We start from the raw sequence: 12,465 nt of genomic DNA, 5'->3' as shown, positions 1-12,465 counted from the left end.
AATCGGCTCGAAGCGGACTACAGCTCCTGTCGACCCTCGTCGGTGATCACGCTCTCGAGCAACCCGATCGGCGTCGCGTCGTAGGAGGGGTTCTCGATCGCGAACCCCTCGGCCGGCTCGGACATGACCTCGCTTCCCGGTCGGTACTCGTTCTCGAAGACGAACCCCTCCTCGACGATCTTCGAGGCCGAGCCGACGACGGTGACCGGAACATCGAGCTGGGCCGCCGTCGCGGCGATGGGGAAGGTTCCGACCCGGTTGTACAGCGTCTCGTCGACGATACAGTCCATCCCGACGAGCACCCGGTCGCAGTCCTCGAGGTAGAGCCCGTGGGCGCTGTCGGTGATCAGCGTTGCGTCGACACCCTCGAGATCAGCGAGCGTCCGGGCGGTCTTCCGGCCGATGTAGCGCGGGCGGGCCTCGGTGATGTAGACGTCGAACTCCTTGCCGGCCTCGACGGCCCGCTCTAAGGCCTCGAGCACCGTCGAGGAGTAGTCGTGGGTCAACAGTGTGGCGCCGTCGGCGAGGTGGGAAACGGCGTTCTCGGCGGCCAGATCCTTGCCGGCCTCGACCTTGGTGACGACGTCGTCGATCCGCTCCTGGGTAAGTCGCTTCGCTTCGTCGACGGTGTCGACGTCCGCTTCGGTGACGTCGCCGACGACCTCGCGAACGGCGTTCTGTAGCGAGGCGTGAGAGGGGTTCGCCCGACGAAGCACCGACCCGTTCTGCTCGAGGGCGCGCTCGTACTCCTCGAGCGTGGCGAACTCCCGCTCGAGGAGCTCCTCGAGCGCTCGCGTCGCGTTTACGGCAACCACCGAGGAGCTGTGCGTCTGCAGGTCCTTGATCTCCTCGACCGTCTCGTCGATCATACCTCTACGGATTCCCGTAACCGCAAAAGGTGTTCCGGGTGTCTCGCGGGCCGACGGCGGGACGGAGTGGCCGCTCGTCAGTCGAACTCGAAGATCCGAACCAGTTCGTCCGCGATCCGCTCGCGGAACTCCTCGAGGACGGCGTCGAACTGCTCGGGGTCGCCGACCGCCGCCCGAACCGTCTCGACGCGCTCCTCGGGGAGGTCGATCCGAAACTTCCCCTCGCCGAGGTAGACGGGCTCGCTCTCGCTCAGGACCTTTCGATCGATCGCACGGAGGATTTCGGAGTCGTATCGGCCGTGGAGCTGGTTGTACCCGTTCGAGTACGCCGTCTCGAGCTCCTCGAAGTAGTGGACGTACTTCTCGTCGAACTTCTCGGGGTCGAACTCGGTCATATCCCCTCGTCGGGCAGCGAGTCGGTAAACGGTTCGGAAGACCGCTTCGACGTCGATCCCGTGAGCCCGTCCCGTAGGCTTACGTCTTCGAACTCCCTAGAGCCGTCGATGAGCGTCACCGTCCGCTACACCTGTCCCCACTGCGACGCGGTCCACAGCCTCGAGCGGCCGCCGGATCTCGCCGACCGCTCGGTTACGAAACTCGCACAGCCGGGCTGGGAGTACGCCGACCCCGACGATCCCGACCGAGAGGCCGCCGACGGGATCGCCTTCGTCTGCGGCGAGGACGGCCCGACGACGGATCTCGAGGGCGAACCGGTCGAGGGCTGTGGCCGGCCGTTTTACCTCAACTTCGTTCGGTACGAACACGGGGTCGAACTCGAGCCCGATCCGCCGACGTACGGCGGCCCGCGGTTCGATTTCAACGCGTAGACTGTCCGACAGAACTGTTACGTACAGCGAACTTTTTTACCGAGGGCATCGGCTGACGCCGAGGCGTCAGCCTCAACCCCCGGCAAAAAACTTCGATGAAAAAAGGCCGACGGCTCGCCCACGGGGCTCGCCGTCGGTGAAACGCCTCGCTTCGCTCGGCGTATTCCTCTCCGTTCCATACGCACGCTCTGTATAACGCGACGAACTCGGAGTCACGACTCGGTTGCGTTCGATCCGGTAAGGTCGTCGAGTCGGTCGAAGTACGCCTCTCGAGGGACCTGGTACAGCGCTCGGTAGTCGATCTCGCCGTCGTCGAACTGGCAGGCGAGTTCCACGGTCCGCTCGAGTCCCTCGGCGCGCGTCTCGAACCGGTTCGTCTCGTTCAGCGAGACGTCCGGCTCGAGGTAGAAGGTGACGAACCAGTCCTGCTCGAGCGTTCGGTCGGTGGGGTTGGTTCCGGGTCTGCGCGTTCGCTTCCCGTGAGTCAGGTACAGCGTCGGCAGACAGGCCGCGGGGAACTCCTCGCCGTCGAAGACGTCCGGGCGGTACGCGAGCACGACTCGCCCGTCGTCCTCGACCGACCAGACCGACCAGGCTTCGGGAAGGGACTCGAGGTCGCTCATGGTCGGTCGTAGGCGCGACCGTCCTAAATGGGCGTCGCCCGCCGACCGTCCGTTTCGGCGACGTATTTAACGACTCGACCGCCGCGCACCGATCGTCCCGTGCGCTGCAAGCAGATGAATTATATCGCTGAACGCTTGCTATGGTATGGAAGCACTACCCACCCAAGTATATTTCTCCGAATGTAGTATGAAAGTATGTACTGGTAAATACCTTTTGGGGCTAACTTTAAGTAGATGGATTACTCACTCATTAAATACTATCGGTATCCGTTCGCCGGACCGATCCACTTCGCGCCCGTCCCCGGCGCACCTGTCGACCGAGCCCGGTACCCCGGCGCCCGGCGACGAAAGTGGTACTCGATCACACATGGCACGACACGATGCCGCCCGCACCGGTTCGCGCGCCCCGCGAGCAGTTCGCGGTGTACACCGAACGTGGTGTTCGTGTCGAGTCGTCCGAGACGACGGATCGCGACGGTCCGGCCGTGCGACGGGTCAGGCTGGTCGAGCGACGTTCCGATACAACGGGGGAGACCGAAACTGGCAATGATACCATGAACGGTGACATCGAGACGCTCGAGAAGCTCAGTACGGATTACAAGGAATCGATGCCCGCGGACCTGCGGGAGACCAAGTCCTTCGACTGGTACCTAGAGGAGTGTTACGAGGACCCGAAGATCACCCGCAACGCCCACCAGCGGGTGGCGGACATGTTCGACTACTACGGCACCAGCTACGACGAGACCGAGGGGGTCGTGGAGTACGAACTCGCCTCCGAGGACCCGCTGGGCGACGGCGAGAATACCTTCTACGGGAGGGTGATCCACCAGTCGATCCACGAGTTCGTCAACAAGGTGAAATCGGGCGCTCGCAGGCTCGGCCCCGAGCGGCGGATCAAGCTCCTGCTCGGTCCGGTGGGGTCGGGGAAGTCCCACTTCGACAAGCAGGTCCGGAAGTACTTCGAGGACTACACCCTCCGCGAGGAGGGGCGGATGTACACCTTCCGGTGGATCAACCTCTGTGACGTCATCCAGGATCAGGATCCGGCCGACGACGTCGTCCGTTCGCCGATGAACCAGGATCCGCTCGTCCTCCTGCCGCTGGAGCAGCGCCAGCGGGTGATCGACGACCTGAACGAGGTCATCGATGCGCCCTACACGATCCAGAACGAGCAGGCGCTGGACCCCGAGAGCGAGTTCTACATGGACAAGCTGCTCGCCTACTACGAGGACGACCTCCAGCAGGTCTTGGAGAACCACGTCGAGATCATCCGGCTGGTCGCCGACGAGAACAAGCGCCAGGCCCTCGAGACGTTCGAACCCAAGGACAAGAAGAACCAGGATGAGACCGAACTGACCGGCGACGTCAACTACTCGAAGATCGCCATCTACGGCGAGAGCGATCCGCGCGCGTTCGACTACTCCGGGGCGTTCTGTAACGCAAATCGGGGCGTGTTCTCCGGCGAGGAGCTGCTCAAGCTCCAGCGGGAGTTCCTCTACGACTTCCTGCACGCGACCCAGGAACAGACGATCAAGCCCAAGAGCAACCCGCGGATCGACATCGACCAGGTGATCGTCGGGCGGACGAACATGCCCGAGTACAAGGACAAGAAGGGCGACGAGAAGATGGAGGCGTTCAACGACCGCACCAAGCGGATCGACTTCCCGTACGTGCTGTCCTACGAGGACGAGGCGCTCATCTACGACAAGATGCTGAACAACGCCGACGTCCCCGACATCAACGTCGAGCCCCACACCCTGGAAATGGCGGGGCTCTTTGGCGTGTTGACTCGCATCGAGGAGCCCGACACCGAGACCGTCGACCTGCTCTCGAAGGCGAAGGCGTACAACGGCGAGATCGACGAGGGCGACGATATCGACACGAAGAAGCTTCGTGAAGAGGCCGCCGAGAAGGCCGAGATCGGCGAGGGGATGGTCGGCGTCTCGCCGCGGTTCATCGGCGACGAGATCGCCGAGGCGATCATGGACTCGAAACACCGCTCCCGGGGCTTCCTCTCGCCGCTGACAGTGTTCAACTTCTTCGAGGAGAACCTCGAGCACCACGGCTCCATCCCGGAGGACAACTTCGAGAAGTACTACCGCTACCTCGAGACGGTCCGCGAGGAGTACCGCGAGCGGGCCATCGAGGACGTCCGCCACGCGCTGGCCTACGACATCGACGAGATCCAGCGCCAGGGCGAGAAGTACATGGACCACGTGATGGCCTACATCGACGACGACACGATCGAGGACGAGCTCACGGGCCGCGAGCAGGAGCCCGACGAGACGTTCCTGCGGTCGGTCGAAGAGAAACTCGACATCCCCGAGGACCGCAAGGAGTCGTTCCGCCAGGAGGTCTCGAACTGGGTCTCCCGCCGGGCCCGCGAGGGCGAGGCGTTCAACCCCCAGGACAACGAGCGGCTGCGCCGCGCCCTGGAGCGCAAGCTCTGGGAGGACAAGAAGCACAACATCAACTTCTCCGCGCTCGTGAGCGCCAACGAGTTCGACGACGACGAGCGTTCGTCGTGGATCGACGCGCTGATCGAACAGGGCTACTCCGAGGAGGGAGCCAAGGAAGTGCTCGAGTTCGCCGGCGCGGAGGTCGCCAAAGCCGAGATGGAAGACTAACATGACCGAACGCGACTACGTCGGCGAGGCCGACCGCACGCTCGAGGAGACGTACGAGGAGCCGATGAGCCTCGCGACCTACGTCGAGCGGGTGTTCGAGAACCCGACGATCGCCTCCCACGCCTCGAAGTACCTGCTCGAGGCGATCGAGGCCGCCGGCACCCGCACCGTCGTCGAGGAAGGCGAGGAGAAGGAGCGCTACCGCTTCTTCGACGACCCGCACAACGACGGCGAGCACGCGATTCTGGGCAACACCGAGGTGCTCAACAGGTTCGTCGACGACCTCAGATCGATCGCCGCGGGGCGGGCGAAAGACGAGAAGATCATCTGGTTCGAGGGACCCACGGCGACGGGCAAGTCCGAACTCAAGCGCTGTCTGGTCAACGGACTGCGCGAGTACTCGAAAACGCCCGAGGGACGCCGATACACCGTCGAGTGGAACGTTACGACGGCCGATGTCGAGGAACGAGGGCTGAGCTACGGCGCGGATCCGGCGACCGTCGACGACACCCACTGGTACGAGAGTCCGGTTCAGGCCCACCCGCTGTCGGTGTTTCCAGACGCGGTCCGCGAGGAGCTACTCGAGGAGCTGAACGACGATCTCGAGGACCACGTCCCGGTTCGGGTCGACGCCGCGCTGGACCCGTTCTCTCGGGAGGCGTACGGCTACCTCGAGGAACACTACCGCCGCGAGGGGAAGGAGGCGCTGTTCTCGGCGATCGCCGACGACCAGCACCTCCGCGTGAAGAACTACGTCGTCGACATCGGTCAGGGCGTCGGCGTCCTCCACAGCGAGGACGACGGCCGGCCCAAGGAACGCCTCGTCGGCTCCTGGATGCACGGGATGCTCCAGGAGCTGGACTCGCGGGGACGGAAGAACCCGCAGGCGTTTAGCTACGACGGCGTCCTCTCCCAAGGCAACGGTGTCCTCTCGATCGTCGAGGACGCGGCCCAACACGCCGACCTGCTGCAGAAGCTGTTGAACGTCCCCGACGAGCAGTCGGTGAAACTCGACCAGGGGATCGGGATGGATATCGACACGCAGATGCTGATCATCTCGAACCCCGACCTCGAGGCGCAGCTCAACCAGCACTCCGACCGCAACGGAATGGACCCACTGAAGGCGCTCAAGCGCCGTCTCGACCGCCACCAGTTCGGCTATCTGACGAACCTGAGCCTCGAGACCGAACTCATCCGGCGGGAGCTGACGAACGAGACGACGGTCTGGGAGGCCGACCATTACCTCGTCCTCGCCGATCGCATCCGCGAGCCGGTGACGGTGACGGTCAAGGATCGGGACGGCGAGCCAAGCCGCCAGGAGTTCGCCCCCCACGCGCTCGAGGCCGCGGCGCTGTACGCCGTCGTCACCCGCCTCGATCAGGAGGACCTGCCCAACGGACTGGATCTCGTCGACAAGGCGATGATCTACGATCAGGGCTACCTCCAGGAAGGTGACAGCCGCCGCGAAAAGGACGAGTTCGACTTCGACGGCGACGGCCGCGACGGCGACGGCGGGATCCCCGTTACCTACACCAGGGATACCCTCGCCGAGTTGCTTCAGACCGACCGGGAACGCCACCACTCGGAGCTGGCGGTCGAGAACGTCGTCATGCCACGCGACGTGCTGAACGCGATGGCCGAGGGGCTCTCCGAGGCGCCCGTGTTCTCGACGGGCGAACGCTCGGAGTTCGAGAACCGGGTCGTTCCCGTGAAGAACTACGTCTTCGACCAGCAGGAAAGCGACGTCATCGAGGCGATCATGCACGAAAAGCGCGTCGACGAGGAGACCGTCGCGGAGTACGTCGAACACGTCTACGCCTGGGAGACCGACGAGCCGCTTCACAACGACCGCGGCGAGCGCGTCGAACCCGACCCGCTCAAGATGAAGCTGTTCGAGGTCGAACACCTCGGGCGCTTCTCGGAGGCCGAGTACGAGGGCAACCTCCCCAGAGAGAGCGTGCGGAACTTCCGTCGGGAGAAGGTGATCACGTCGCTGAACCGCCACGCGTGGGAACACCGCGACGAGGACTTCTCGGTCCAGGACGTCGACCTCACCGCGATTCCGGTGATCAAGTCCGTCCTCGAGAGCCACGACTGGGACGACGTCGAGCGCACGTTCGAGGACTTCGACCCCCGCCAGTGGGACGATCCGCCGAGCGGGACCGAGACGGAGACCGTCAAGGAACGGACGATCGAGACGATGGTCGAGCAGTTCGACTACACCGAGGCGTCGGCCGAACTGACCAGCAGACACGTCATGGGACAGGTGTGTTACAGATGGGACTGAGAGACGACCTCGAGCGATTCCGCGAAGTGGGCGAACAGCGCCGCGAGGATCTGGCCGACTTCATCAAGTACGGCGACCTCGGTGGCGGCCGGCCCGATCAGATCCAGATCCCGGTCAAGATCATTTCGCTGCCGGAGTTCGAGTACGACCGACGGGACCAGGGCGGCGTCGGCCAGGGCGACGGCGGCACCCCCGACGTCGGCCAGCCGGTCGGCCAGCCCCAACCCCAGCCGGGCGACGGCGACGACGACGGCGACGGCGACGAGCCCGGCGAGGAGGGCGGCGACCACGAGTACTACGAGATGGACCCCGAGGAGTTCGCCCAGGAACTCGACGAGGAGCTCGGACTCGACTTAGAGCCGAAGGGCAAGAAGGTCGTCGAGGAGAAGGAGGGCCCCTTCACCGACCTCACTCGGACGGGGCCCGACAGCACGCTCGACTTCGAGCGGATGTTCAAGGAGGGGCTCAAGCGCAAGCTCGCGATGGACTTCGACGAGGAGTTCCTGCGGGAGGTCTGCAAGGTCGAAGGCTTCGGCCCACGGGACGTCTTCGAGTGGGCCCGCGGCGAGAGCATCCCGGTGTCGATGGCCTGGATCGAGGACGCGTACGACGACGTTCCGCCCGAGGAACGCGGCGCGTGGACCTCCATCGAGGAGCTCGAGGCGAACGTCGAACGCCAGAGCGTCCAGCAGAAGATCCGCCGCGAGGGGATCAAACACGTCCCGTTCCGCCGGGAGGACGAGCGCTACCGCCACCCCGAGATCATCGAGGAGAAAGAGAAGAACGTCGTCGTGGTCAACATCCGCGACGTCTCGGGCTCGATGCGCGAGAAGAAACGCGAGCTCGTCGAGCGCACGTTCACGCCGCTGGACTGGTATCTGACCGGGAAGTACGACAACGCCGAGTTCGTCTACATCGCCCACGACGCCGAGGCCTGGGCGGTCGAACGCGAGGAGTTCTTCGGCATTCGTAGCGGCGGCGGGACGAAGATCTCGAGCGCGTACGAACTCGCCGACGAGTTGCTCGAAGAGTACCCCTGGAGTGACTGGAACCGCTACGTCTTCGCCGCGGGTGACTCGGAGAACTCCTCGAACGACACCGAGGAGCGGGTGATCCCGCTGATGGAGTCGATCCCGGCGAATCTCCACGCCTACGTCGAGACCCAGCCCAGCGGCAACGCGATCAACGCCACCCACGCCGAGGAGCTCGAGCGCCACTTCGGGCGCGACGCCGAGGACGTCGCGGTGGCCTACGTCAACGGCGCCGACGACGTGACCGACGCGATCTACGACATCCTCAGCACCGAAGGTGATACCGATGAGTAAAATGAACTCAAACGCCGATAGGTTCCGCAAACAGGCGATCGCGACCGACCTCGAGGAACCGGTCCGAGAGGCGCGCAACCTCGCCGAGAAGCTGGGTCTCGATCCCTACCCCGTCAAGTACTGGATCGTCGACTACGACGAGATGAACGAACTCATCGCCTACGGCGGGTTCCAGTCGCGGTACCCCCACTGGCGGTGGGGGATGCAGTACGACCGCCAGCAGAAACAGGGCCAGTACGGCGGCGGGAAGGCTTTCGAGATCGTCAACAACGACAACCCGGCCCACGCCTTCCTCCAGGAGTCGAACACGCTGGCCGACCAGAAGGCCGTCATCACCCACGTCGAGGCCCACTCCGATTTCTTCGCGAAAAACGAGTGGTTCGGTCTCTTCACGAGCGGTCAGTCCGACGAGGGGCAGGTCAACGCCGCCGCGATGCTCGAGCGCCACGCTCGGGCGATCGACGAGTACATGTCCGATCCCGAGATCGACCGTGCCGAGGTCGAGAAGTGGATCGACCACTGTCTGAGCCTCGAGGACAACATCGACCAGCACCAGGTGTTCAGTCGCCGGCTCGAGACCGACGGCCCCGCCGATGAGATCGACGAGGACCTGGCGGCGAAACTCGACGAGCTCGGGCTCTCCGAGGAGATCAAGGGCGAGGTGTTCGACGACGAGTGGCTCGAGAAGCTCGAGGGTGAGGACGGTCCCGTCAACTTCCCCGAAAAGCCCGAGAAGGACGTACTGTCGTTCGTCCGCGAACACGGCAAACGGTACGACGAGGAGGCGGGGCGGGCCGTCGAGATGGAGCCCTGGCAGCGCGACGTCCTCGATATGATGCGCGCGGAGGCGTACTACTTCGCCGCCCAGAAGATGACGAAGGTGATGAACGAGGGGTGGGCCGCCTACTGGGAGTCGACGATGATGACCGACGAGCGCTTCGCCGGCGACGACGAGTTCCTCAACTACGCCGACCACATGGCGAAAGTCCTGGCGTCGAGCGGTCTCAACCCCTACAGCCTCGGGATGGAGCTGTGGGAGTACGTCGAGAACACCACCAATCGCCGCGAGGTCTTAGAACGGTTGCTGCGCGTCGAGGGAATCTCCTGGCGCAACCTGGCCGATGTCGTCGACTTCGATTCGGTGCTCGAGACCCTCGAGCCGCCGGACGCGCTCGCGAGCGTCGACGCCGCTGAACTCGAGGATCTCGCCGGGTTGCCCGACGAGTGGATCGACCGCGAGGCGCTCGAGCGCGCCCGCGACGGCGAGATCGACCTCAAGCGCTACCCTTGGAAGGCCCTCACCTACGAGGGGCTGGCTCGCCGACACTACTCGCTGGTCAAACGCCAGCACCGCGGCTTCCTCTCCCGCGTGAACCAGAACGAACTCGAGCGGATCGGCCGGTACCTCTTCGACGACGAGCGCTACGCCTCGGTCGAGGAGGCCCTCGAAGACGTCGACTTCGCCGCGGGCTGGGATCGGATGTACGACGTCCGGGAGAGCCACAACGACGTCACCTTCCTCGACGAGTTCCTCACCCAAGAGTTCATCACGGAGAACAACTACTTCACCTACGAACACTCCCAGGCGACGGGACAGTTCCACGTCGCCAGCGACGCCGCCGAGGACGTCAAGAAGAAGCTCCTGTTGCAGTTCACCAACTTCGGGAAGCCGACGATCGCGGTCTACGACGGCAACTACAACAACGCCAACGAGCTCCTGTTGGGCCACCAGTACAACGGCGTCATGCTCGATCTGGGACAGGCCCGCGAGACGCTGAAGCGGATCTTCGAGCTCTGGGGGCGGCCGGTGAACCTGCTGACGATCGTCAAGGAGGTCGACGAACACGACATCGAGGTCGCAAAGCGGCGCAACCGCGAGCCCGAGCCCGAGGAGCGAGGCAAGCTCATCCGCTACGACGGCACCGAGGTGACGACCGAGAGCGTTTCCTGGGAGGAGGTCGACCACCTCGCTGCCGACGACGTCGACTACGACACCAAGCCCGAGGAGTGGCTCGCCTAACTGGTACTCTCGAGTGGCGGACAGTCGTAACGCTTTTATTGATTTTCAGACATAGGGTAGACGAGATGGACTGGGATGGGGGCCAAACGGTCGAGCAGCAACAGCGATCCGAGTCGGTAGATCTACCGTTAGTACTCGCCGGACTCGACGCGACTGATTCGACGACCAGGCAGGAGGCCGTTCGGACCGTCCGCGACGGGGTCGAGAGCGAGCCCGGAACGTACGTGCCGACCGTTCCGAAGCTCCGCGAACTCCTCCGGGAACCGGCGTTCGAACTTCGGGAGGCGGTCGCCTTCTCCCTGGCGGAGCTGGCGGTCGAAGCCCCTTCCGACGTCGCCCCGTCGGCCGACGCGCTCGTCGCGGTCGCAGCCGAGAACCCGGACACGGCGGCGACGGGAGAGCTCCTCCGGTGTCTCGCCGCCGTGGCCGCCGAACGTCCGACCGCGCTCGCGGATCACGTTCCCGAACTGGTCGACGTCACCGAGGCTCGGGACGGCGACGAGTGGGGGATCCGGACGCTGGCACACGTTTCCCGGTCACGTCCGGAAGCCCTCGAGCCCGCCCTCGGGCTGCTGACCGAGACCTTGGCGTCGGCACCGGGCGACGACGCCGTCCCGGCGCTGTCCGTGCTCGGTCGGCTCGCCCGCTCGGAGGCGGAGCTCTCCTCGCTCGCGTTCGTCGAACACGCTATCGCCCTCCTCGACTGTGACGACGGGGAGCTCCGGCGCAACGCGATCGGCTGTCTGGCCGACGTCGCCCACCGCCGACCCGAGGCTGTCGAGCCGGCCTGTTCGCAGGTCCGGACGGCCCTCGAGAGCGGCGATCCCAAAACGCGGGCCAACGCCGCGGTGACGATCGGCCGCGTCGCCGCCGCCGACCCGTCCGTCGTCGAGCCGGTGCGAGCGCGGCTACTGGAGTTACTGGAGGACGACCACCAGTACGTTCGGGCGAACGCCTGCATCGCGCTCGGTCGCGGAGAGGTCGCCGAAGCGCGCGACCGTCTCTCGACGCTCGCGGCCGGAGATCCGGAACCGTCGGTCCGCGACCGAGCGGCGTGGGCCTGTAGCGAACTCTCCTAGTACCCCTCGAGTTGAATCGGGCGATCCGCCGAGATACAGTCGACCCCCCACAGCCCGAGCAGCCGCGCCGTCGTCCACCGCTCGATCGCCCAGGCGTGAATTTCGAGGTCGACCCGCTTCGCCCGTTCGACGAGTTGCGTCGTCAGACACCGCCAGTAGTTCGCGCCGATGACGTCGCAGTCGAGTTCGACCGCCGTCGTCACCGGGGTCTTGAGCCGGCGACTGACGAGCAGTCCGGTCGGCTGTTCCCGGTCGAGTTCCCGTATCGCGCGTAGCTCGGGCAGCAGGAAGGAGGTGACGACGACCCGGTTCTCGACCCCCTCGAGGGCCTCGAGGACGTCCGCGGCGATCCCCTCGGCTTTCATTTCGAGGTTGATTTCGAGGTGGTCGGGGACGGCCGCGAGCATCTCCTCGAGGGTCGGGATCCGTTCCCCGGAGTCGAGCACCGACAACGAGCGCAGCTCCTCGAGCGGGGTGTCGGCGACCGACCCCTCGACGCCCGTGACGCGATCGGTCGTCTCGTCGTGAAAGACGACGAGTTCGCCCGACCCGCAGCGCCGGACGTCGAACTCGACCGCGTCGGCGTGTATTGCGGCGGACTGGACAGCGGCGATCGTGTTCTCCGGTGCCGTCGCGGCGAACCCCCGGTGGGCGATCAGGCGCATTCGAGTGACGGCTAGGTCGCGGATAATAAATAGACCGTGGATCTTCGGGTCTTCGGACTCGGTGTGAACCGATCGGACACCGAAAGCTGCCCGCAGAGCCGAACCGAGGCTCACGCAATAGTATTCGGAAAATAGACTTTGTT

General features: G+C 64.9%; 10 protein-coding genes. 6 read left to right on the top strand and 4 right to left on the bottom strand.

From position 1 onward, the window contains the following. Nucleotides 1–17: 17 nt before the first annotated feature. Together ACFEMD_RS17025 and ACFEMD_RS17020 are read right to left on the bottom strand one after the other, a co-directional pair. Nucleotides 18–869: a translation initiation factor eIF-2B gene (locus ACFEMD_RS17025; RefSeq protein WP_394742438.1), complete on the bottom strand. Its 852-nt coding sequence runs from the start codon at nucleotides 867–869 to the stop codon at nucleotides 18–20. Between the two features lie 77 nt (nucleotides 870–946). Beyond that, nucleotides 947–1,264 (bottom strand): DUF5783 family protein, encoded by a 318-nt coding sequence (locus tag ACFEMD_RS17020; protein ID WP_394742437.1) that lies wholly within the window; start codon nucleotides 1,262–1,264, stop codon nucleotides 947–949. A 108-nt stretch (nucleotides 1,265–1,372) separates the two neighbouring features. Here ACFEMD_RS17020 and ACFEMD_RS17015 point away from each other — a divergent pair, with 108 nt between their 5' ends. Next, nucleotides 1,373–1,696 carry a hypothetical protein gene (locus ACFEMD_RS17015; RefSeq protein WP_394742436.1) on the top strand — a complete coding sequence of 108 codons (324 nt, stop codon included), beginning with the start codon at nucleotides 1,373–1,375 and terminating at the stop codon, nucleotides 1,694–1,696. 212 nt (nucleotides 1,697–1,908) lie between these two features. On the opposite strand, the gene ACFEMD_RS17010 is transcribed toward ACFEMD_RS17015, so the two are convergent. After that, nucleotides 1,909–2,319, bottom strand: coding sequence for a DUF5820 family protein (locus tag ACFEMD_RS17010; protein WP_394742435.1), 411 nt, complete (start codon nucleotides 2,317–2,319; stop codon nucleotides 1,909–1,911). 554 nt (nucleotides 2,320–2,873) lie between these two features. On the opposite strand from ACFEMD_RS17010, the gene ACFEMD_RS17005 reads away from it, so the two are divergent. The 5 genes from ACFEMD_RS17005 to ACFEMD_RS16985 all read left to right on the top strand — a co-directional run bounded on the left by ACFEMD_RS17005 (nucleotide 2,874) and on the right by ACFEMD_RS16985 (nucleotide 11,657). After that, entirely contained in the window at nucleotides 2,874–4,946 is a 2,073-nt protein-coding gene (locus ACFEMD_RS17005) for a PrkA family serine protein kinase (RefSeq protein WP_394742434.1), read from the top strand. A 1-nt stretch (nucleotide 4,947) separates the two neighbouring features. Next, nucleotides 4,948–7,233 carry a PrkA family serine protein kinase gene (locus ACFEMD_RS17000; protein WP_394742432.1) on the top strand — a complete coding sequence of 762 codons (2,286 nt, stop codon included), beginning with the start codon at nucleotides 4,948–4,950 and terminating at the stop codon, nucleotides 7,231–7,233. Continuing rightward, nucleotides 7,224–8,558, top strand: a complete 1,335-nt coding sequence (locus ACFEMD_RS16995; protein ID WP_394742431.1) for a YeaH/YhbH family protein — start codon at nucleotides 7,224–7,226, stop codon at nucleotides 8,556–8,558. The genes ACFEMD_RS17000 and ACFEMD_RS16995 overlap by 10 nt, the downstream gene beginning before the upstream one ends. Beyond that, nucleotides 8,551–10,578: a SpoVR family protein gene (locus ACFEMD_RS16990; protein WP_394742429.1), complete on the top strand. Its 2,028-nt coding sequence runs from the start codon at nucleotides 8,551–8,553 to the stop codon at nucleotides 10,576–10,578. Before ACFEMD_RS16995 ends, ACFEMD_RS16990 begins: the two co-directional genes overlap by 8 nt. Nucleotides 10,579–10,643: 65 nt before the next feature. Beyond that, nucleotides 10,644–11,657: a HEAT repeat domain-containing protein gene (locus tag ACFEMD_RS16985; RefSeq protein WP_394742428.1), complete on the top strand. Its 1,014-nt coding sequence runs from the start codon at nucleotides 10,644–10,646 to the stop codon at nucleotides 11,655–11,657. Here the strand turns inward: ACFEMD_RS16985 and ACFEMD_RS16980 are convergent. Further along, nucleotides 11,654–12,322 carry a glycerophosphodiester phosphodiesterase gene (locus ACFEMD_RS16980; protein WP_394742427.1) on the bottom strand — a complete coding sequence of 223 codons (669 nt, stop codon included), beginning with the start codon at nucleotides 12,320–12,322 and terminating at the stop codon, nucleotides 11,654–11,656. The genes ACFEMD_RS16985 and ACFEMD_RS16980 overlap by 4 nt on opposite strands. Between the last annotated feature and the right edge of the window lie 143 nt (nucleotides 12,323–12,465).

The organism is Natronococcus roseus (assembly GCF_043677095.1).
Classification (GTDB): domain Archaea; phylum Halobacteriota; class Halobacteria; order Halobacteriales; family Natrialbaceae; genus Natronococcus; species Natronococcus roseus.
This window is presented reverse-complemented; position numbering and strand designations above follow the sequence as displayed.

What these genes read in the sequence shown, in the direction of transcription:
- ACFEMD_RS16980 (WP_394742427.1), bottom strand. Translation starts at nt 12,322, where the DNA reads ATGCGCCTGATCGCCCACCGGGGGTTCGCCGCGACGGCACCGGAGAAC.
- ACFEMD_RS17005 (WP_394742434.1), top strand. Translation starts at nt 2,874, where the DNA reads ATGAACGGTGACATCGAGACGCTCGAGAAGCTCAGTACGGATTACAAG.
- ACFEMD_RS17025 (WP_394742438.1), bottom strand. Translation starts at nt 869, where the DNA reads ATGATCGACGAGACGGTCGAGGAGATCAAGGACCTGCAGACGCACAGC.
- ACFEMD_RS16995 (WP_394742431.1), top strand. Translation starts at nt 7,224, where the DNA reads ATGGGACTGAGAGACGACCTCGAGCGATTCCGCGAAGTGGGCGAACAG.
- ACFEMD_RS16985 (WP_394742428.1), top strand. Translation starts at nt 10,644, where the DNA reads ATGGACTGGGATGGGGGCCAAACGGTCGAGCAGCAACAGCGATCCGAG.
- ACFEMD_RS17020 (WP_394742437.1), bottom strand. Translation starts at nt 1,264, where the DNA reads ATGACCGAGTTCGACCCCGAGAAGTTCGACGAGAAGTACGTCCACTAC.
- ACFEMD_RS16990 (WP_394742429.1), top strand. Translation starts at nt 8,551, where the DNA reads ATGAGTAAAATGAACTCAAACGCCGATAGGTTCCGCAAACAGGCGATC.
- ACFEMD_RS17010 (WP_394742435.1), bottom strand. Translation starts at nt 2,319, where the DNA reads ATGAGCGACCTCGAGTCCCTTCCCGAAGCCTGGTCGGTCTGGTCGGTC.
- ACFEMD_RS17000 (WP_394742432.1), top strand. Translation starts at nt 4,948, where the DNA reads ATGACCGAACGCGACTACGTCGGCGAGGCCGACCGCACGCTCGAGGAG.
- ACFEMD_RS17015 (WP_394742436.1), top strand. Translation starts at nt 1,373, where the DNA reads ATGAGCGTCACCGTCCGCTACACCTGTCCCCACTGCGACGCGGTCCAC.